The sequence below is a fragment of the Streptomyces aureus genome (genome assembly GCF_000725495.1).
GTDB lineage: Bacteria > Actinomycetota > Actinomycetes > Streptomycetales > Streptomycetaceae > Streptomyces > Streptomyces aureus_B.
This window is the reverse complement of record NZ_JNZD01000006.1, coordinates 288532-308804: the sequence shown is the minus strand read 5'-3', so window position 1 is coordinate 308804 and position 20273 is coordinate 288532. Positions and strand designations below refer to the sequence as shown.

General features: G+C 72.3%; 20 protein-coding genes. 9 read left to right on the top strand and 11 right to left on the bottom strand.

Translation table 11 applies throughout. The features are described from left to right. Positions 1–409 precede the first annotated feature (409 nt). Together IO36_RS14100 and IO36_RS14095 are read left to right on the top strand one after the other, a co-directional pair. The gene (locus IO36_RS14100) at positions 410–943 is read left to right on the top strand and encodes a 2'-5' RNA ligase family protein (protein ID WP_037619839.1); all 534 of its coding nucleotides are present in this window, start codon (positions 410–412) and stop codon (positions 941–943) included. Positions 944–1164: 221 nt separating this feature from the next. Then, positions 1165–2613: a 3-hydroxybutyrate oligomer hydrolase family protein gene (locus IO36_RS14095; RefSeq protein ID WP_037619838.1), complete on the top strand. Its 1449-nt coding sequence runs from the start codon at positions 1165–1167 to the stop codon at positions 2611–2613. A 28-nt stretch (positions 2614–2641) separates the two neighbouring features. On the opposite strand, the gene IO36_RS14090 is transcribed toward IO36_RS14095, so the two are convergent. Next, positions 2642–3892, bottom strand: coding sequence for an MFS transporter (locus IO36_RS14090; RefSeq protein WP_037619837.1), 1251 nt, complete (start codon positions 3890–3892; stop codon positions 2642–2644). Positions 3893–4024: 132 nt separating this feature from the next. Here IO36_RS14090 and IO36_RS14085 point away from each other — a divergent pair, with 132 nt between their 5' ends. Beyond that, entirely contained in the window at positions 4025–4960 is a 936-nt protein-coding gene (locus tag IO36_RS14085; protein WP_037619835.1) for a LysR family transcriptional regulator, read from the top strand. A gap of 18 nt (positions 4961–4978) precedes the next feature. Here IO36_RS14085 and IO36_RS14080 read toward each other — a convergent pair whose 3' ends face one another. Together IO36_RS14080 and IO36_RS14075 are read right to left on the bottom strand one after the other, a co-directional pair. Further along, positions 4979–5854: an SDR family oxidoreductase gene (locus IO36_RS14080; protein ID WP_037619834.1), complete on the bottom strand. Its 876-nt coding sequence runs from the start codon at positions 5852–5854 to the stop codon at positions 4979–4981. A 119-nt stretch (positions 5855–5973) separates the two neighbouring features. Then, entirely contained in the window at positions 5974–6387 is a 414-nt protein-coding gene (locus IO36_RS14075; protein ID WP_037619833.1) for a DUF1398 domain-containing protein, read from the bottom strand. Between the two features lie 111 nt (positions 6388–6498). On the opposite strand from IO36_RS14075, the gene IO36_RS14070 reads away from it, so the two are divergent. Next, positions 6499–6942 carry a MarR family winged helix-turn-helix transcriptional regulator gene (locus tag IO36_RS14070; RefSeq protein WP_245173266.1) on the top strand — a complete coding sequence of 148 codons (444 nt, stop codon included), beginning with the start codon at positions 6499–6501 and terminating at the stop codon, positions 6940–6942. A gap of 51 nt (positions 6943–6993) precedes the next feature. Here the strand turns inward: IO36_RS14070 and IO36_RS14065 are convergent, their stop codons facing one another. The 3 genes from IO36_RS14065 to IO36_RS14055 all read right to left on the bottom strand — a co-directional run bounded on the left by IO36_RS14065 (position 6994) and on the right by IO36_RS14055 (position 9638). Next, on the bottom strand, positions 6994–7524 hold the full coding sequence (locus tag IO36_RS14065) for a hypothetical protein (RefSeq protein WP_037619965.1): 531 nt from the start codon (positions 7522–7524) through the stop codon (positions 6994–6996). A gap of 22 nt (positions 7525–7546) precedes the next feature. Beyond that, positions 7547–8689 (bottom strand): acyl-CoA dehydrogenase family protein, encoded by a 1143-nt coding sequence (locus IO36_RS14060; protein WP_037619832.1) that lies wholly within the window; start codon positions 8687–8689, stop codon positions 7547–7549. Between the two features lie 136 nt (positions 8690–8825). After that, positions 8826–9638, bottom strand: coding sequence for an SDR family oxidoreductase (locus tag IO36_RS14055; RefSeq protein ID WP_037619831.1), 813 nt, complete (start codon positions 9636–9638; stop codon positions 8826–8828). Between the two features lie 557 nt (positions 9639–10195). Between IO36_RS14055 and IO36_RS14050 the strand changes: the two genes are divergently transcribed. The 3 genes from IO36_RS14050 (at position 10196) to IO36_RS14040 (ending at position 12864) form a co-directional block, all read left to right on the top strand. Next, positions 10196–11194 carry an NAD(P)H-dependent flavin oxidoreductase gene (locus IO36_RS14050; protein ID WP_037619830.1) on the top strand — a complete coding sequence of 333 codons (999 nt, stop codon included), beginning with the start codon at positions 10196–10198 and terminating at the stop codon, positions 11192–11194. 222 nt (positions 11195–11416) lie between these two features. Beyond that, the gene (locus tag IO36_RS14045; RefSeq protein WP_037619829.1) at positions 11417–12205 is read left to right on the top strand and encodes an enoyl-CoA hydratase-related protein; all 789 of its coding nucleotides are present in this window, start codon (positions 11417–11419) and stop codon (positions 12203–12205) included. Positions 12206–12342: 137 nt separating this feature from the next. Then, positions 12343–12864, top strand: a complete 522-nt coding sequence (locus tag IO36_RS14040) for a hypothetical protein (protein WP_245173264.1) — start codon at positions 12343–12345, stop codon at positions 12862–12864. Between the two features lie 118 nt (positions 12865–12982). Here the strand turns inward: IO36_RS14040 and IO36_RS48920 are convergent, their stop codons facing one another. The 3 genes from IO36_RS48920 to IO36_RS14025 form a co-directional block, all read right to left on the bottom strand. Further along, complete coding sequence (locus IO36_RS48920) at positions 12983–13666, bottom strand: TetR/AcrR family transcriptional regulator (protein WP_051900428.1); 684 nt, start codon at positions 13664–13666, stop codon at positions 12983–12985. 159 nt (positions 13667–13825) lie between these two features. Continuing rightward, the gene (rph, locus tag IO36_RS14030; RefSeq protein WP_037619962.1) at positions 13826–16438 is read right to left on the bottom strand and encodes a rifamycin-inactivating phosphotransferase; all 2613 of its coding nucleotides are present in this window, start codon (positions 16436–16438) and stop codon (positions 13826–13828) included. A gap of 449 nt (positions 16439–16887) precedes the next feature. After that, positions 16888–18015, bottom strand: a complete 1128-nt coding sequence (locus IO36_RS14025) for a MerR family transcriptional regulator (RefSeq protein WP_209441197.1) — start codon at positions 18013–18015, stop codon at positions 16888–16890. Positions 18016–18263: 248 nt separating this feature from the next. On the opposite strand from IO36_RS14025, the gene IO36_RS14020 reads away from it, so the two are divergent. Together IO36_RS14020 and IO36_RS14015 are read left to right on the top strand one after the other, a co-directional pair. Continuing rightward, entirely contained in the window at positions 18264–18689 is a 426-nt protein-coding gene (locus IO36_RS14020) for a hypothetical protein (protein WP_051900427.1), read from the top strand. 97 nt (positions 18690–18786) lie between these two features. Then, complete coding sequence (locus IO36_RS14015) at positions 18787–19290, top strand: hypothetical protein (RefSeq protein WP_037619828.1); 504 nt, start codon at positions 18787–18789, stop codon at positions 19288–19290. Positions 19291–19432: 142 nt separating this feature from the next. On the opposite strand, the gene IO36_RS14010 is transcribed toward IO36_RS14015, so the two are convergent. Then, positions 19433–19810, bottom strand: a complete 378-nt coding sequence (locus tag IO36_RS14010; protein ID WP_037619826.1) for a hypothetical protein — start codon at positions 19808–19810, stop codon at positions 19433–19435. Positions 19811–19815: 5 nt separating this feature from the next. After that, positions 19816–20067, bottom strand: coding sequence for a hypothetical protein (locus IO36_RS14005; RefSeq protein WP_037619824.1), 252 nt, complete (start codon positions 20065–20067; stop codon positions 19816–19818). Positions 20068–20273: the final 206 nt, after the last annotated feature.

Genomic DNA, 20273 nt, shown 5'->3' with positions numbered 1-20273 from the left:
GGCGTCCTCCCGAGGGGGTGCTGACTTACTTCCGCGCCGAATTGTCCGGGCAGCCACCTATGCCAACGGCATGGCCCGCGTGCATGGTGGAGGAGCGGCCCTCCGTCCTCCCCCGAGACGGAGGGCCGCGCCAGGGCCCGTACGAACGCCGCGTCAGGGCCGTACGCAGGCCGTGTCAGGGCCGTACGAAGTCCGTGCCAGGGCCGTACGAAAGCAGTGCCAGGGCCGTGCGAAAGCCGTGCCGGGCTCGGCTCGGCGGCAAGGGCGGTGCGGCCCGGCTGCTTCCTGACGGCGGGACCCTGCACCCCTCGGGCGGACCTCCGCCGCGCGGCCCGCTGCCGTGCTCCCGGTCCGGCGCACCCGGCCGCGCACCGCGGAAACCGCAGGCCGGCGTAGGTATGCTGCCCCGGTGCGTACGGTCGAGGTCCTGTTGGACGAGGCGGCGGACCTCGCGGTCCGGGAGGCGTGGCGACGGCTCGTGGAGGCGGGACTGCCCAGTCAGGCGCGGCTCCGCTCACCGACCAACAGCCCGCACGTCACCCTGGCTTCCTGTCCCGAGCTGACCGCCCCGATCCGCTGGGAACTCGCCGACGTGGCCGCCGCGCTGCCGCTGCCGGTGCGGATCTCCGGCGTGGTCCGGTTCGAGCGGCCGACCTCGGTCCTGGCCTGGGGACTCGAACTCGACTCCGCGCTGGCCGACTTGCACGGCCGGGCCTGGGACGCGGTGGCCTCCGACAGCCCGCCCGAGACGCTCAACCCCCTCCACGACCCCGCGCGCTGGAGCCCTCACGTCACGCTCGGCCGTTCCCGGCGGTCCGGCGCCTTCGCCGACCGGCGGATCCCCGAGTTGCTGCCGACGCCGCCGCTGACGGTCACGCTCACCACCCTGCGCAGCTACGACACCGAGACAGGCGCCCTGGAGGTGCTGGCGCCCCGCCCCTGAGCGGGTCTCCCCGCACGGAGTCGCCCCACCGCACCCCCGCCGACCGCAGTCGTTCCCGTCAGGGTCTCAACTCCGGCTCGCACAAGCGGAGATCGGCCGCCATGGTCGCCGACCCCGCTCCCGCCCCCGTCATCATGGCGACCCGGCACATGTCCCCACGGAATCCGTTTCACTAGCGTCCGGCGCGTCCACTCCCTCCCCCTGCGGATTCGAGGTCCCGGATGCTCCTCTCCAGCACGGACGTCACCCCACCCGGCCGACGGCGGCCCCGATGGCGTGCCGGGCTCTGCGCGCTCCTGCTCGCGACCACCGGTTCCGGCGTCCTCGCCGCCGCCGCGCCGTCACCCGCCGTCGGCGGCCACGTCCCGCGCACCGGGGTCTGCTCGCCGGACGATCCGCCGCGAGTCCCCGGTGCCGCCTACCAACAGGCCGCCTGTCTCGACGAGTTGACCACCGCCGGGACCGTCGCTTCCGGCCACACCGACCCCGCCGACTACGCGGGCCTGACCCCCAAGGACCTCCCGACACCCAGCGGAGTGCCCGGCACCCAGATCGACGGCTACTTCCCCGACACCTCCACCACCAACACCGACCACGGGTGGAACCACGACGCGCAGTTCGTGATTCGGCTGCCCGACCACTGGAACGGCGGACTCGTCGTCGCCGGAACACCGGGCAACCGTGAGCAGTACGCCAACGACCGCGCGATCTCCGACTGGGTGCTCGCACGGGGCTACGCCTACGCCGCCACCGACAAGGGCAACACCGGCCTCGCCTTCTACCGGGACGGCCGCCGCCCCGGCGACGGCATCGCCGAGTGGAACACCCGGCTCACCCAGCTCACCCGGGCCGCCCGCACGGTCGTCGAGGAGCGCTACGGCCGCTCGCCCGCCCGCACCATCGCCACCGGCATCTCCAACGGCGGCTACCTGGTCCGCTGGCAGCTGGAGAACCACCCCGAGCTCTACGACGGAGGCGTCGACTGGGAGGGCACGCTCTGGAGCTCCGATGGCCCCAATCTATTGGCGTTCCTGCCGGCCGCACTGCGCGCCTATCCGGTCCACGCGGCGGGCGGACCCGGCGCCGGGGAGGCCCGGGAGGCGATGTACGCGGCCGGCTATCCGGCCGGGTCGGAGTTCCTGTGGCCGTACCACTACGCGACCTACTGGGACCTGACCCAGCGCATCTACCGCGAGGAACTGGACCCCGGATACGACGGGGCGACCGAGGCCGGAACGCCGTTCTGCGCCTCCGGCACCCCCGGCTGCGACACCGACTACGACTACGGAACGCGCCCCCGCGCCGTGCACCGAGCCGTCGACCGCATCGCGCTGACCGGGCGCATCGGCAAACCGCTCGTCACCCTCCAGGGCACGCTCGACGTGCTGCTTCCGATCAGCCGCGACGGGGACGTCTACGCCCGGATGGTGCGCGAGGCCGGACGGGGGCCGCTACTGCGGTACTACCGCATCGAGGACGGGACCCACACCGACTCCCTCGTCGACGCGTTCCCGGGCCGGCTCCGTCCGATGACCCCCTGCCACCACGCGGCCTTCACCGCCCTGGAGCGCTGGCTTTCCGGCGAAGGACGCCCTCCCGCCGGCCACACCGTGCTCCGCCCCAAGGACGCGGACGCCACGGCGCTGCTCACCTCGTGCCCCTTGCGATAGCGGCACCCGAGCCCTGCCGCGCGCCCCCTCAGCCGCGTCCCGGTGCCGTCGCCTCCGCCTCGGCGGCGATCGGCGCCGTGGCGCGGCGGGGGAGGAGCAGCGGGGTCGCGAGCAGCAGGACACCGGCCAGGGCGATGGCCGTGCGCGGGCCGATCAGGGCGCCCAGGACGCCCCAGAGCGCGGTCAGCAGCGCGGTCGAGGCCTTGGTCGTCACCGACCAGGCGGTGAGGGTGCGGGCGACCCGGTCGTTCGCGGTGCGTTCGAGCCGGCAGGTGGAGGAGACGGGGTTGAAGACCCCGCAGCAGAAGATGAGCCCGAGCTCGACGCCCATCACCAGTGCTAGTCCGCCGGCACCCGGTCCCACGAGGGCCAGGCCGAGGGGCCAGATCGCGCGCAGCGCCCCGGACGCCACCAGGACCCGGTGCTGCCCGAACCGGGTGACCAGCGGCCGGGCCAGCCTCGACCCCAGCAGACCGCCGATCGAGGGCGCGGCGAAGGCGAGGCCGTACTGCCACGGCGTGAACCCGAGCGGGCCGAGCATCAGGACGGCCAGCAGCGGCTGGGCGGCCATGACCAGGCCGTTGAAGAGGGCCGTGTTGAAGAACAGGGGGCGCAGGGTCCGGTCGGCGAGGATGTACCGCCAGCCGTCGAGCAGGTCCGTGGCCCGCATGCGCGTGGCCTTCCGGGGTGCGGGCGGCGGCTCGTGGCCGCCGGTCGCCCGGATGCCCAGGGCGGAGAGCAGATAGCTGATCCCGTTGGCCACCACGGTCGTCACCGGACCGAGGAGTCCGACGGCCGCGCCGCCCAGCGGGGGTCCGATGATCGTGGTCGTCCAGGCGGTCGACTCGAACCGGGCGCCCGCGACGAGCAGGTCCTCGGCCGCGACCAGGGTCTTGAGGTACGCGCCGGAGGCGGCGCGGAACGTGATGTCGGCCGCCGCGACGACGACCGAGACGAGCAGCAGCTGGAGGAAGGTGAGTGCTCCGAGGGCGAACGCGGCGGGGATCGTCAGGAGCGCCGCGAACCGCACCAGGTCCATCGCGATCAGCACCGGCCGTTTGCGGCGGAACTCCACCCAGGGACCCAGCGGCACCGCCACGGCGGCGCCCACGGCGGCCCCCACCGAGGCGAGCGCGGCGACCTCGGCCGGCCCGGCGTTCAGGACACGGATGGCGATCAGCTCGAACGAGCCGAAGGCGAGCCAGGTGCCGAGGGCACTGGTTCCGTAGGCTCCCCAGAGCCACCCGAACGGCCGCCCCAGCCGGTGCCCGCTCCGCATGCCCGACCCCCTGGCCCCTCGTCCGTACAACCGATCCGTTCCGGTGGACATCAAAGCGAGCACCGCCACCAGGGATCAAACAACCGGCGGCACGCTCGCCACAACCATCGGTTGTGGGACTAGGGTGGCGGTGTGGACCTCGACACCGTCCGGACCTTCGTCGCCGTCGCCGACGCGGGGCAGTTCCAGGAGGCCGCCGCGGAACTCGCGGTCACCCAGCAGGCCGTCTCCAAACGCGTCGCCGCGCTGGAACGCACCCTCGGCGTGCGGCTGTTCACCCGTACACCGCGTGGTGCCGAACTCACCATCGACGGCCAGGCGTTCCTGCCCCACGCCCGCGAGCTGCTGCGCGTGTCCGAACGCGCGGTCGCCTCCGTGCGCACCGGACGCCGTCCGCTGCGCGTCGACATCATCGCCTCGCGCGGCGCGGCCTCGGGCCTGATGCGCGGCTTCCACCGGACGTATCCCGAGGTCGACCTCGACGTGGTGATGCTGTTCGACATCGAGACGGCCGTCTCCGCCATCCGGTCCGGCGCGATCGACGCGTCCTTCCGGGCCGTCGCCGTGCCGGACCGGCCGCTGCCCGAGGACATCGCCTCCGTACGGGTGCTGGACGAGCCGCTCCAGCTGCTGACCGGCCCCGCGCACGCGCTGGCGGGGTCGAAGTCTGTGACGGTCGTCGAGCTCGTCGGCCACCGGATCTGGATGCCGGGAATCGTCCCCGGGACCGAGTGGGCCGCCTATTACGACGACCTGGTCGCCGAGTTCGGGCTCACCATCGAGGCGACCGGACCGAACTTCGGTTCCGACGCGCTGCTCGACACGGTCGCCGACACCCCGGCGCTCGCCACGTTCATGGGCGAGCAGACGCGGCTCGTCTGGCCGGCCGGGCACGGTCTGCGCCTGATCCCGGTCGTCGACCCGACCCCTGTCTACCCGCACTCGCTGCTGTGGCACCGCGACAATCCCCACCCGGCGCTGGCCACGCTCCGCACCCATCTCGCCGCCACGACGGCGGGTCACGACGCGGCCGGGACCTGGACGCCGGACTGGGTGATCCCGCGCTGATCCCGGTCGCGGTGGCCGTCAGGGCGACGCGGGTCCGTCGGCGGCCGCGCGCAGGACCTGGAGCAGCGAGGTCGCCGGGTGCCCGGTGAGGTCCTCGACGGCGGTGCTGACGCCGGCGAGGGAGCCGTCGGCGATCGCCGTGTAGGTGGACACCCAGGCGTCGAGCTGCCAGTCGGGCGCCCCGTACACCGCGCGCGAGGCGTACGCCTCCTCGGTGGTCTCGGGGACGTAGGAGACGGGACGGCCGCCGGTCTCGGTGAGGATCCGGGCCACGTCGGTGAGGGTGAGCGCCTCGGGGCCCGTCAGCTCGTAGGCGCGGCCCGCGTGCGGACCGGGGTCGCGCAGCACCGCGACGGCGGCGTCGGCGATGTCGTCCTGGGCGATCAGGGCCGCTCTCCCGTCCCCGGCCGGACCCCGGATGGCGCCGTCGGCTCCCACGAGGGCGGGCATGAAGTCGGCATAGAGGTTGTCGCGCAGGAACGTGAAGGGGATCCCGGCGGCACGGATGTGCTGTTCGGTGTGCCAGTGGTCCCGGGCCAGGGTGAAGGTCGCGTCGGGGGCGGCGCCGTAGAAGGAGATGTAGACCAGATGCGCGACACCGGCGCGGGCGGCCGCGTCGACGAAGGTGCGGTGGTCCCGGAGCCGGTCGGGGGATTCCGAGGCCGAGACCATCAGGACGCGGTCGGTGGCGCGCAGCGCGCCCACGAGGGCTTCGTGGTCGTCGTAGGACGCGGGTACGACGGTCGCGCCGGGCAGTCGGGGGGTGCTGGACGGGGTGCGGGCCAGAAGGGTCTGCCCGGTGCCGGCGGCGGCCAGCCTGCGGGCGACGCGCCCGCCCAGACGGCCCGAGGCCCCGGTGATCGCGTACGTGGCGTCGGTGCCGGTGGAAGCCAACGTCGTCCTCCTTGAGCGGGCGCGGGCACCGATGTCCGTTCCGGACGCCGTGGCGGCAGGTCCGGAGGGCGGGTGGCCGGTCCGTGGGGTGGCGGGTGTGGGCGAAGCGGTACGAGACGTTACAGCTGGACCGCCGGGTACGACTCGACGTAGGAGTCGTCGTCGGCGCCGTAGTACGTGCAGGTGCGCGCAGCAAGGTCGACGCCGTACCCCACGATGCCCGCCGCCCAGCAGCCCCGCACGAACTCGGGGAACGTCGTCCGGCCCGCCTGATCGGCCCGCAGCGCCGCGACCAGGGCTTCCCGGTCGAAGGGCGGGACGTCGACCATGCCGGTGATCAGGGGCTCGCCCTGGACGGCGACCGGACCCGCGTCGGTCACGTAGAGCATCGCGTTGGACGGGACGGCCATCCGGCAGCGGGTGACTCCGGCCTGGCGCAGTGCCTCCGCGAGGTAGGGAAAGCCGCCGACCTGGGGGCGGACGGCGTCGGCGCGTGCCATGGCGGCCTGGAGTCGATCCATCGCGTCGGTCATGAGGGTCTCCCGGTGTGTCGGAAGGCGGGCGCCGCGACGGGACACGGCGTAGTCTTATGACAACCAATTTACAGACCGACAACATGTTGTCAAAAGGAAGAGAGGGACCCCGTGCCCGAGGTGCCGGACGAGATGGCCTTGCTGGTCGCGGACGTCTACGAGGCGGCGGGCGCCCTGCGCCGGTCGGGGGAGGCGATCGCGGCAGCCGAGGGGCAGACGCAGGCGCGCTGGCAGGTCCTCAGCGTCGTCTCCGACGAGCCCCTGCCCGTGGCCCGCGCCGCCCGCCGCCTCGGCATCACCCGGCAAGGGGTCCAGCGCGTCGCCAACGAACTCGTCCGCGACGGGCTGGCCGACTTCCGGCCGAACCCCGATCACCGGAGTTCACCGCTCCTGGTCCTCACCGACCGAGGGCGCGGCGTCCTCGGCGGGATCACGGACCGCGCGGCGGCGGCCCACCAGGTGCTCGCCGCCGGAATCGCCCCCGCCGACATCGCCGCCGCGAGGGACCTGCTGCGCCGCGTGACCGAGCAAGTGCGGCGGCAGCAGGGGGAGTAGACGCTCCGAGGCGGCCGACGACGGGTCAGGTCCCGGGTGTCGTCCGACGGGTCATGCCTCGGGTGTCGTCAGCCAGCGGCCCGGATGGCCGGGCGGCAACTGGAGGTCCTCACGCACGGCCGCGTAGTAGCCCTCGCGGCCCCGGCGCTGGCGCTCCAGAAGCGCCTGCCACGCCTCGGGGTCGCGGGTGCCCACGCGCTGGAAGCGTTCCATCTCCATCACCACGGTCACCCAGACCCTGGCCCGGTCCACCACTTCCCGGCTGCCCAGCATGATCAGCGCCTCACCGGCGGGATCGCGGTCGTCTGTGGCCCGGGCCAGGAGCGGTTCGGCCTCCGCCAGGGCCAACGGGTGCGGGTGCGGGTCGTTGCCCAGGTGGGCTGCGACCCGGTAGGTGAGCGTCACCGACTTCTTCAGCGACCGCGCGTACTCGGAGTACACGGCGAGGCGACGCTCCTCCCAGCGGTCGGCCCGGTCCCGCTTGAAGCGTTCGCGGTCGCTGCGGACGAGGGCCAGGTACGAACCCAGGGCGCCGATCACGACGCCCACGAGCGCGGGGAGTTGCTGGAGGAAGGCGGACATGTGCGCACCGTACACACCGAGTTCAGGCGAGCAGGGAGCGCCCGATGATCTCCTTCATGATTTCGGTCGTCCCGCCGTAGATCGTCTGGACCCGGCCGTCGGTGAACGCCCTGGAGATCGGCTGCTCCGTCATGTAGCCGTATCCGCCGTGCAGTTGGAGACAGCGGTCGGCCACCCGCTTCTGCAGCTCGGTCGCCCACCATTTCGCCATCGAGGCGTGCACGGCGTCGAGTTCGCCGTTCGCATGGTCCAGGATGCAGCGGTCGAGGAAGGCACGGGTGACCGCGCACTCGGTGGCCATCTCGGCCATCTCGAAGCGGACGTGCTGGAGTTCGGCCAGCGGCCGTCCGAACGCTTCGCGCTCCTTCACGTACCGCGTGGTCATCTCCAGCACGCGCTCCGCCCCGGCGACGGCGGCGACCGCGATCGTGATGCGCTCCTGGGCGAGATTGGTCATCAGGTGCAGGAAGGCGCCGTCGAGCCGGCCGAGCAGGTTTCCCTTGGGCACGCGGACGTCGTGGAAGAACAACTCGGCGGTGTCCTGCGACTTCTGGCCGATCTTGTCGAGATTGCGGCCGCGCTCGAAGCCCTCCATGCCCCGCTCGACCACGAGCAACGACAGCCCGTGCGCGCCTCCCTCGGCGATGGTCCTGGCGACCACGATCACCAGGTCGGCGTTGATGCCGTTGGAGATGAAGGTCTTGGAGCCGTTCAGGACCCAGTGGTCGCCGCGGTCCTCGGCGCTCGTGCGGATGGCCTGGAGGTCGGATCCGGCGCCGGGCTCGGTCATGGCGATCGCGGTGACGGTCTCACCGCTGCAGAACCCGGGCAGCCAGCGCCGCTTCTGCTCCTCGGTCGCCAGCGAGGTCAGATAGGGGCCGATCATGTCGTTGTGCAGGCCGATGGCGAACCCGGCGGCGTACGCGCGGCCGAACTCCTCGGCCACGACGGCGCTGTAGCGGTAGTCGGTGTTCCCGCCGCCCCCGTACTCCTCCGCCACGGCGAGACCGAGCAGCCCCTGCCGGCCGGCGGCCAGCCAGACCTCGCGGGAGACGATGCCGTCCTGCTCCCAGCGCTCGTAGTGCGGCAGCACCTCCTTGTCCAGGAACGTGCGCACGACGGCCCGGAACGCCTCGTGGTCCTCGGTGTAGATCTGACGCTTCATGCGGAAGGCTCCTGAGAGGTGAGGGGCGATGAGGGTGCGAACGGGTCGTGCGGAAGCCCCGAGGCGGCGCGGGCGGGCCCGAAGGGCGCTCCACCGGCACCCGTCGTGGCTCCGGCAGCAGCTGGGTGCGACCCCGTCATCGCGGGGCCGAGGCGAGGAAACGGCCGGCTTCCTCGATGGCGCGGACGCTCTCGAACGAGCCGCCACCGTCGCAGGGGATCACGGCACCGGAGATGTAGGCGGCCGCCGACGAAGACAGGAACATCGCCAGATCGGCGATCTCCTCGGTGGTGCCGAACCGGCCCAGCGGAACACTCTTCACCGACCGGTCGCCCTCCGGGTCGTCGCCCGGTGAGAGTCGCGCCAGCCCCTCCGTTCCGGCGATCGGGCCGGGCGCGATCGCGTTCACACGGATGCCCCGGGCGCCCCACTCCAGCGCGAGCACCCGCGTCAGCTGGTCCACACCGGCCTTCGCCGCGCAGACATGGGCCTGATAGCGCACGGGGATCACGGCCTGGGGTGCGGTGATGTTGATGACCGAGGCCCCGGGGGCCAGGTGCTCGAACCCGGCGCGCAGCACATGGAAGGTGCCGTTCAGGTCGATGTCCACGACGACCTTGAAGCCGTTCGACGACAGCTCGTTCGCCTCCGCCAGGAAGTTGCCGGCTGCCCCGGAGACCAGGACGTCCACCGGACCCCACTCCGAGCGCACCGCCTCGAAGACCTCCGCGACCGACCCCATGTCCCGCACGTCCGCCACGAAGCCGCGCACGGGGTTCCCGTGGGCGCCGAGCCGGGTCACGGCCGCGTCGACGTTGGGCCGCTTCCGGCTGGCCACCGCCACCGCGGCGCCCCGCGCGGCGAAGGCATCGGCGATGGCGAGGTTGATGCCGGAGGTGCCGCCGAACACCACCACCCGCTTGCCGCTGAAATCGAACTCGACGTCCATGCGCGTCTCTCCCGAGGGGTTCCGATCCGAGGTGAGCACCGCACCGCCGACGGCGGTGCGGGTGCTGCGATGACGGCAGCGTCGAGCAAGCTGACAAAATAGTCAAGTCTGATGCGGCTGGCTCGCGAGTCGCTCATGACTGCTGTTGCGGATGCTGGTGAGGTTGTGGGTGACCGATCCGTTGGGTGCGATGATGTGATGCGCATCTCTCTGACAAAAAAGTCAGATACGGAGGCCGGAGTGGGTGCGGCCGGGAAAGCTGCTGGTCGGGGTGCATCCGGACGGCCGGTCGGGAGGGCTTCGGGGTGCCCGCCGGTCGCCGGCCGGCCGGTGGGCGCCCTTGCTCGGTTGTGCAACGAGTTGCACAATCAGGCCCTGTCTCCGGCCGGGACCTCGACAGCCGTCGGGCTCTCGAGCTTCCGTCGCGTGCCGTCCGCCCCTCGAACTTCCGTCGCCGGCCGTCCAGCCCTCGTCGGCTGCCGTCCCAGGCGTCTCAGGTGCCTCGGCGGTCCCGGCCCTCACGTCCTGAAATCCTCGAAGCCGCCCAAGGACCCGTCATGTCGCTGCCTCCCGCCCTGTCCCGGCCGCTCACGCTGCCCGTCGTGGGCTCGCCCCTGTTCATCGCCTCCGGGCCCGAACTGGTCATCGCCCAGTGCCAGGCCGGGGTGATCGGCTCCTTTCCGGCCCTGAACGCCCGGCCCGCCTCCCTGCTCTCCGACTGGCTGGACCGCATCACCGAGGAGAACGCCGCCTACGCAGCCACGCATCCGGACGCCGTCGTCGCCCCCTTCGCGGTGAACCAGATCGTGCACCGCTCGAACGACCGGCTCGAGCACGACATGGACGTGATCGTGAAGCACCGGGTGCCGATCGTGATCACCTCGCTGGGCGCCCGCCCCGAGATCAACGACGCCGTCCACGCGTACGGCGGGATCGTGCTGCACGACGTGATCAGCGACCAATTCGCCCGCAAGGCAATCGAGAAGGGCGCGGACGGGGTGATCGCCGTGGCCGCCGGGGCCGGTGGGCACGCGGGCACGCAGTCGCCCTTCGCGCTCGTCCAGGAGATCCGTGACTGGTTCGACGGTCCGCTGCTGATGTCGGGTGCCATCGCCCACGGCCGGTCGATCCTGGCCGCCCTGGCCGCGGGGGCCGACCTCGCCTACATCGGATCGGCGTTCCTCTCCACCACCGAGGCCAACAACACGCCCGCGTACAAGCGGATGATCGTGGACAGCACCGCCAAGGACATCGTCTACAGCAACCTGTTCACCGGCGTCCACGGCAACTACCTGCGCGGCAGCATCACCGCCGCGGGGCTCGACCCGGACGACCTCCCCGTGTCCGACCCGTCCGCGATGGACTTCGGCTCCGGCGGCAACACGAACGCCCGGGCATGGAAGGACATCTGGGGATCCGGCCAGGGCATCGGCGCCGTCAAGCGGAGCCTGACCGTCGCCGAACTCGTCGCCTCGCTCAAGGCGCAGTACGACGAGGCGCTGACCGGACTCACCGCCAAGACCGCGGTCCATACGGTCCCGTCGACGACGGCCTGAGCGCCGCGTCCCGCGGGTGAGCACCTGAGCACCGCGTCCCGTCGACGACCAACTGACCACAGCGTCCGAGCCTCGGACCGGCCGACCACAGCGTCCGAGCCTCGGACCGGCCGACCACAGCGTCCGAGCCTTGGACCGGCCGACCACAGCGTCCGAGCCTTGGACCGTCAGGTCACCGCGTCCCCTCGGGCGATCCGTCACCCAGCCAGAAACGGAACCTTCATGCCCGACACCCCTGTCGTCATCACGTCCACGCAAGGTGGCGTCCGGACGATCCGGCTCGACCGGCCGGCCCGGATGAACAGCCTGGACCTGAACGCCAAGGCCCAACTGCTCGACGCCCTGCGGACGGTGGCCGACGACCCGGACGTCCGCGCCGTCGTACTCACCGGAAGCGGACGGTCGTTCTGCGTCGGTCAGGACCTGGAGGAAGCGCGCTCCGTGACCGACGGAAGGGCCATGGCCGACGCCGTACGGGAGCAGTACAACCCGCTCGTGCGGACGCTGCTGACGATGCCCAAGCCGGTGGTCGCCGCCGTCAACGGGGTGGCCGCGGGCGCCGGCATGGCGCTGGCGCTCGCGTGCGACATCCGTATCGCCGCCTTGTCCGCGACGTTCACCACCGCCTTCGCCGCCATCGGCCTGTCCTGCGACACCGGGATCTCCTGGACCCTGCCCCGCGTCGCCGGACGGGCGGTGGCGCTCGACCTGCTGATGCGCCCCCGCCTCCTCGGGTCGGCGGAAGCGCTCGGCCTGGGGCTGGTGCATCAGGTCGTCCCCGACGAGGAGTTCGAGGGCGCGGTTCGGCGCGGCGCGGCCGAACTGACCGCCGGGCCCACGCGGGCGTTCGCCGCCATGAAGGCCGCGGTGACCCTGTCGTCCGGGCCGGCGCTCGACACCGCGCTGGAACGCGAGGCGGAACAGATCGGCCTCACGGGGGCCTCGGAGGACTACCGGACCGGCCTGAACGCCTTCCTGGCCAAGCGGCAACCGGCGTTCACGGGGCGCTGAGCCGCGCGCTCGCCGCCGCTCCGCCGGCACGGCCCCCGCCCGTCGCGCACTCCGCGGCGGATCAACGGGGTGTCGATACCGGTTCGTTCACGGGACCACCTGGTGCGGGCGGGGCGCGATGGCCCAAGCTGGCCCGCATGGACTGGTTGCCACTGCTCTCCACCCTGGCCGGGGCCGCGATCGGTATCGGCTCCACGCTCATCGCCGACCGGAACCGGTGGAAGCGCGAGGACGTCAAGGACGGGCTGAGGCTCCGGCTCGACGTCTACACGCAATACACCACCACTGTGAAGGTCCTCGGCGAGACGCTGCGTGCCCTGGCCGAGCGCGAACACCCCTCCGACGAGGACCGGGCGCGCGCACTGCGCGAGGCGTTCCGGGACTCCGGACTGGCCGTCGCGTCGGAGCGGATGTGGCTCACCGCCCCCGAACCCGTCGTCAAGGCCTCCAACAGCGTGTTCCACTGCCTGCGCCGCATCTGCGACGGCTACATCGACGGCACCCCCCTCAACAGCCCTGAGGACCGCGCCCGTTGGGAGGCGCGCGGCACGGCGGCGGCCAGGATGCGCAAACTGATGCGCGAGGACCTGGGTGTCGGTCCCCTCGCAGAACGGCACAGTCCGCTGCTCGACGACTCCACGCATCCGGCCACGCCCTGACAGCGGGCGCGGCACCGTCGCAGTGGGTCGGCGCACCGGGACGGTGCCGTGGCGCGTCAGCGGACGACAGCGGGAGGACCCGGTCGGGGCAACAGCCCTACACCGCACCCCACTTGGATCAGCCGGACGTCGTTCCAGCGGACGCGTCGGCGCGGGCGGCCCAGTTCTCGTCCGGGGCGCCGCGCAGGCCGATGGCCGCCGCCCACAGCCGGGAGAGGTGGTCGACCACCGTGTCCTCGTCGTACGGCTCGTCCATGGAGGACCGTGCGTGGGCGACCTGCTCGACCATCGACCCCAGCGCCAGGGCCGTCAGCCGGGTGTCCAGGTCCGGATTCGCGAGCCCCGCGTCCTGGAGGCGACGGATGCCCCGGGTGGCGCGGCTGACGTAGAACTCCCGGATCTCGAGGACCACCTGGCGCATGGTCTCGTCGGCGGCCGCCCCCTGGTCCACCAGCCGCAGCACCTTGGACGCGCGGTCCCAGGCGCGCAGGTAGAGACGGTTCGCCTCGACCAGCTTCGTGTACGGGTCGTCCGCGGTGTCCGGCGGCACGAGGCTGGACGCGAACATCTCGCCCGCGACCGACCGCACCACGTGGTGCAGCAGGTCTTCTCTGGACTCGAAGTACGTGTAGAACGTGCCGTACGAGACACCCGCCGCCTGCGCCACCGCCTCGGGGCTGAACGCCGACCAGCCCTGCTGCTCCAGGACGTCCCGCCCGGCGAGGACCAGGCCGTCACGCGTGCGCCGACCACGTGTGGTGGTCGGCGGCGTCGGAGCTGGCTTGGTCCTCTGTCGTCCCATGCCCCCATCATCGCACCCTGCCCGCGGCCGGCTGCGGCCCAGCCGGGAGGCCCGTGACCGGGCCCTTCGGCGGGCCCGCGGCCTACGGCGAGCCACCTGGGTCGCAGCCGCAGCCGCAGCCGCAGCCGCAGCCGCAGTTGCGGCCGTGGCCGTGGCCGTTCAGGACAGGATCTCGACGTACCCGTCGGTGCCGTGAACGCGGATGCGCTGACCGTCGCGGATCAGCCGGGTGGCCCCCTCCACGCCCACGACCGCCGGCAGACCGTACTCACGGGCGATGACCGCGCCGTGCGTCATCAGACCGCCCACCTCCGTCACCAGGCCCGCGACCGCGACGAACAACGGCGACCAACTGGGGTCCGTGAACGGTGTGACCAGGATGTCGCCCGCCTCCAGATCGGCGTCCGCCAGGTCGAGGACGACGCGGGCCCTTCCCTCGACGGTCCCGGCGGAGACCGGCAGGCCGACCAGGGCGCCCTCCGGCGCGTCGTCGCGCCGGTACGCCCCGTTGACCGCCTCGCCGTCCGAAGTGAGCACCCGGGGCGGTGTGAGCGCCCGGTACGACCGGAACTCCTCCTTGCGCCGCCGCACGAGCGGGTCGTCCACCCGGTTCGTCCGCACGACGTCGTGGAACTCCTGGAACGTGAGGTGGAAGACGTCCTCCTTCTCGGCGAGCACCCCGGCCAGCACGAGCCGGCCGGCCTCCTCCAACAGCGCCCGCTTGTAGAGGAAGGAGCGGCGGACGATGCCGTACTTCGGGTACTCCCGGTACCCGGCGAACGCCCTGACCTGGTCGATCATCCGCTTGGTCGCGTCGGCCCGCCGCTCCCCGTCCGGCAGGTCCCGCAGTCGCGCCAGTACCTCCTGTTCCTTCCGTGCGGCCCTCTGCCGTCCCTCCTCGAACCGGCGCCCGGCCGCGCCCGGCTCGAAGTTCCTCACGTTGTCGAGGATCACCGGAACGAGCGTGGTGGGGCACTCGCTCCAGCGCGGCCTCGTGATGTCGATCTCGCCGACACAGCGCATGCCGTACCGGTCGAGGTAGCCCTCGAAGGCCTCGCGCGCCTCCGTCCCGCCCGGGAGCTTCACCAGGTCGTCCAGGAAGCCCTCGTCCTCGACCCGAACGGTCCGCAGGAAGGCCACCACCTCGGCGTGCGGCCGGATCACGTCCGCGACGTCGAGCAGGTCGAGGCCCATCTCCGACGTGATGTTGTCCGGTGCGGACAGCGTCAGCGTGTCCGCCGCGTTCTTCTCGCCCAGCCACTCCCACAGCCGGTCGTTGAGCCACCAGGTGGCCTCCATCCCTGCCATGATCGCCCGGATGTTCAGCGGATCGCCGAGGACCCGCTTGTGCTCCTCGAAGGCCTCCAGCAGGTAGTCGAACAGCTCCGTTCCGCTCTTCGCCCGGATCTCGCGTTCCAGGGCCGCCACGGACGCCCTGCTGCGCTCGATCAGCTCGGCGACGATGGCCGGATCGGCCTCGGCCGGGGTGGACAGGCCGCCGTCCTGAGGAGCGACCGGCCCCGCGTCGGGGAGCGCGGGGGCGGCGTGCTCGTGGCCGAGGACCGTCTCCAGAGCGTCCCGAACCAGCGGATCTCCGCGGCCCATGACGTCCAGCAGGGCGGCGCGGCCCGCGGGCGAGGCCAGCCGCGGGGCGACGTCGACGAACAGCCTCCCGCCGGCCTCGTGCATCTCCACCATGGCCGTCATACGCCACAGCGACAGTCCCAGGGGCTTCATGGCGTCGGTCATCATCTGCTGATGGCCGACGGAGACGTAGATGTGCCGCTCCTCGTCGGTGGTCTCGGGGACGGGGAACAGCGTGGTGATCGGCCGGCTCTGCACGATCCGGAACGCGTCGCCGGCCAGACACCATTCGATGTCCTGCGGCCGCCCGAAGCGCGCCTCGATCCGGCGCCCGAGGCGCACGAGCCGCAGGGCCTGCGCGTCCGTCAGCGCGGGTCGCTCCTGCCGCCCCGGTTCGACCGCCACCTCGCGCGTGCCTCCGTCCGCGAGGGCGACCACGGCGCGCTGCTTGGCCGCGATCGTCCTGGCGACGATCTCGTCGTCGCGGACCTTGAAGACGTCCGGGTTCACCAGCCCCGAGACCAGCGCCTCGCCGAGCCCGAACCCGGCGTCCACCGTGGCGACCCTGCGGTCGCCGGTGACCGGGTCGGCCGTGAACAGGATGCCGGACGCCTCGGGCAGGACCATCCGCTGCACGACCACCGCCATGTGGACCGCGCGGTCGTCGATGCCCTGGCGCCGGCGGTAGGTCACGGCCCGCTCCGTGAACAGCGAGGCCCAGCACCGGCCGATGTGCCGGAGGACCTCCGCCGGTCCCGTGACGTTCAGATAGGTGTCCTGCTGGCCGGCGAAGGAAGCCGTCGGCAGGTCCTCCGCCGTCGCGCTGGACCGGACGGCGTACGCGGACCGCTCACCGAACCGGGCCAGCGCGCCGGTGATCGCCGCGGTGAGATCGGCGGGGGCCGGGGTCTCCTCGACGGTCCGCCGGACACGCGCACTGAGGGTGCGGATCGCCTCGCGGTCGTCCGGGTCCGCACGGGACAGCTCGTCGAGCAGGCCGTCGACCGACGGTGCCTGCGCCATGATCCGACGGAAGGCGTCCGTCGTCACACAGAAGCCGTCCGGCACGTCGACGCCCTCGATCCGCGCAAGGGCGCCCAGCTGCGCGCCCTTGCCGCCCACGACCGCGACCCACGTCTCGTCGACGTCCTGGATATCCGCCACGTACCGCGCGTACGGCTCCGTCACCGCGACACCTCCCGGACAGCCGTGATCCGCCCCGCCGCTCCGGCCGATCGCCTCACCGGTGCCTCCCACCTCGTCGAACCTCGTGTCGTGCACGTACGCATCCCTGACTGCCTTCCCGCTGACGAGCCGTCCGGCCGCTCCGCCGATCGGGCGGCGCCGCACGCCGGCACCCGCGCGGACCGCGGCACAGGCCGACGATTCTGCGCCGTACCCGGGGCCTTGCGGCAAGCCCCCCGGTGCGCTATACGTTGAGAGAGGCAAGGAGAGGGCTCTCCTTGCCTTCGCCATGTCCGGGGCGCCTTTGTCTTGATCCCGCGCGAACGGACCGCAGCTTTCGCCGCTGACGAGGTGCCCTCAGTGCACCGGCGGGGGCACTCGACGGCGCCGACAGGTCACCCCCGAGCACCCCCAAGGCGCTCGCGCGGAGCGGGCGGGACTCCTTGCCGGCCTCAGGCCACGAGCAGGCGGAGCCCGAGTTCCGCGGCGTCGAGGGCGAGGAGGTCGCGGTTGCGCTCGGCCCACCGGCCCGAGGACAGGTCCTCGCGGAGCCCGGTGACGGCCCGCTCCTCGGCCTCCGGCCCCACCCTGGTCCACACGGACACCGCACGGCGCACGGTCTCGTCCAGATACGCCTCGGGCCGGCGCCAGTGGGCCTCGAAGAACCCGTCGGCGCAGTCCCACGGGATCAGCACCGGCTCCGCCCGGCCCCCGATCGCCCGGGTCAGCTCGGCCAGTGAGGGCCAGTCGGCGACGAGCCCGGAGACCTCGGGCAGATAGTCCCGGGTGAGCCAGAACCGGTCGCGCCACGCGGCGTCGCTGCCGTCGTGGGTGAACACCACCACCCGTCGGGCCACGCGCCGCATCTCCCGCAGCCCGGCGATGGGGTCCCGCCAGTGATGGACGGTGCTGAAGGCCATGGCCGCGTCGAAGCTCTGGTCCTCGAACGGAAGGCTCTCCGCGTCGGCGGCCACGCACGGTGCCGCGCCCGCGGGACGCTGGGCCCGCATCACCGCCGACGGTTCCACGGCGGTCACCTCACGGTCCGGGGGTTCGTAGGAGCCCGTGCCGGCGCCGACGTTCAGGACCGTCCGGGCGTCCCCGAGGGCGTCCCAGACGCGTGCGGCGATCCGTGGCTCGGTCCGTCGCGTCGCCGGATAGGCGGACCCGATGACCTCGTACAACTGGGCTCCGAACACAGTCAGTTGCTCCTCCGGTGTCGTCCTGATCCCCATGGCCCGTGCCTCCAGTTCGCTGTCGATCGCCGACACCATCGCCGCGGCGCGGTCGCGCTGTCCGAGCAGCAGGCCGCGCAGCCGGTGCAGGCGTGCGACCGCGTCGGTGGCCGGGTCGTCGACGAGGTCCGCGATCTCCCGCAGTCCGAAGCCGAGCCGGCGGAAGGCGAGTACCTCCCGCAGCCGCTCCACGTCGCCCGCGGCGTAGGCCCGGTACCCGGACCCGGTCCGCGCGGACGGCCGTACGAGCCCGATCTCGTCGTAGTGATGCAGCGTGCGGACGCTCACGCCGGCCAGCCGCGCCACGCGTCCCACGGTCAGGTGTTCCTCCACGCCACCGACCATGCGGCATGACGCCACGTGAGGGTCAAGGGTCGGCCGTCGTGCGTCCGGCGCTGCGCTGTGCGGGCTCGTGGCGAGTCAGGCGGGCGCGGCCTGGGCTTGTCAACACCGCGCGGCGCGCTGATAGTTGTCCTGTTTGATCATGTCAGGGCGGGTTGCGAGGGGGCGGAATGGTCCGGCGTGGTGCGACAGACGCGGAGCTCGGCGAGAGACGCGGGAGTTATCCGATAGCGAGCGCCGTCGGGGCGGTGATGCAGACGCTCCGAAGGCTGGCGGTGCTCTTCTGCCTCATCGCACTGACCGTCCTGATCATCAACAGGCCCAGCAACGCGCTCTTCAAGGGCACGATCATCGTGGCCGTGATCCTCGGTCTGATCGGGCTGAGGATCGCCTGGGGTTGGGCGTCCGCCCGGTTCGGGGCGCGGCTGTGCCACCTCCACACCGGCGGGCTCGCCGTGACCGGCATGTTCGGTCAGGTGAAGCACTCCGTGCCGTGGGGCAGCATCACCGTGATCAGGCACATGTCCAACATGTCACCGCTCCTCACCTTCCACCGGTACGAAGTGGTGCGCCAGGGCGCCAAGACCCTGCCCATCCTGGTGCTGCAGGCGAAGCCCGAGTTCGTGCCGGCCCTGAAGCGGGCGTCGGAACAGGGCGGTCTGCGCGAGCAAGGCTGAACTGGGCACGATCTGCCGCTGTTTGAGGGTCCGTCATGCCTGCGAAGGATCGTGCGTCTCCTGCCGTCACGCGGGCGGGTGAGGCAGACTCGGACGCATGGATGTCATCCCGCTGAGCCAGGGCGAGCTGCGCTGGGTCTTTCCCGAGGCGGCGGAGCCCGACGCCGTCCGTGATGCCCTGTCCGAGGCGGACGCGCAGGTGACGGCTCTGGCCCGGCATCTGGGTGCACCTGCCGGACGGGCGGGGGAGGGCCTCGCGTTTCACCGGGTCGAGGGGTTCGTGCTGGCGGGCGTCTTCGGTTCCACGGAGGCGGAGGGGGTCGGCTTCAGCGCCTCGCTCTCCTTTCCCCGCCGGTGCCTCTGGGAGCCTCGCTGGGGCCCTCCCTGGGAGGTCGAGGCGGAGGTCGCGGTCCAGTGCGACCAGGTGGCCGAGTGCGGCGGCCATACGCTCGCCGAGCGGTCGCGGACCTTCTCGACGCCGATCGGGGCCGCGAGGGGGTTGGTGGAGGCTACGGCGTGGCTGCTCGAACGGGGGACCACCGAGCCGTTGCTCTCCTGGCGGGCGCGGGAGGATGCGCGCTGCTCCGTGGTGACCGGGTAGCGCTCGGCTGCTCCGGGCTTGGCTCCGGAGAGTGTCCGTCGCCGTGTACGGAGTTCGGGGCGCCCGGTTTTCGGCGGCCGGTACCTCGATGCCCGATGCCCGGTGCCCGGCGCCGGTGCTCGGCGCCCGCGTGCCCCGGCCGTCAGACGCGTTGGGACCGGATCACGTCGGCGGCGCCGAACACGTCCTTCTTGCCCGTGATGAGGTCCTTGCACAGCTCGACGAGTTCCCCGTACGGACTGTCGAGTCCCTCGCCGCTGGCGTGCATGTAGGCGATGGCGACCGCGCAGGCGAAGCGGACGTTGAGGGAGGGGAGGGGCCGCAGCAGGAGCAGCGTGTGCAGCAGCGCCGCCGCGCGCCACGACGCGTCGGGGTCGACACCCAGGCGCGGCGGATCCACGCGGTGCCGCGCGACCGCCGCGACGAGCGCGGAGAAGTCACTGATGTGGGGCTGGTCGGGAAGGGCCGCTTCGTGCTGCCGCAGGAGCCAGCGCACGTCGATGTGGACGACGGGGGCCATGGGGGTCAGGCGGCCCTGTCCGTCGTACGGGCGACCGGTCCGTCGTCGATGCCGGCCGCGGCGATGGCGTCGGCCAGCGCGGGATCGCTGAAGACGCTCTGGAAGACGGCCGCGCCCTCCTGCAGTGCCCGGTGGTGGGCGATCGCGTTGGCGGTCGACGCCCGCACGAACGCCTTCATCGGCATGTTCTGCTCCTGGGCGATGGCTCGCAGGTCCGCGAGTTCCGCGTCGGAGAATTCCACGTTGAGTGCTGCCATGTCGGCAGGGTACTCCTGCGGTACCACGAGCTCAATCATCGCAGGTCAGTGCGTATGGATCAGGTACCTCGGGAGGTGCCGGGGCCGCCCGGGGGCGGGACTTCGCCGGCCCACCGATGGGCGTCATCCCCGCCCCGCCGGACTCGTTTGCCCGGGACCCGTTCGCACGGGACTCGTTGCGCGGGACTCGTCCACAGGGACCGTCC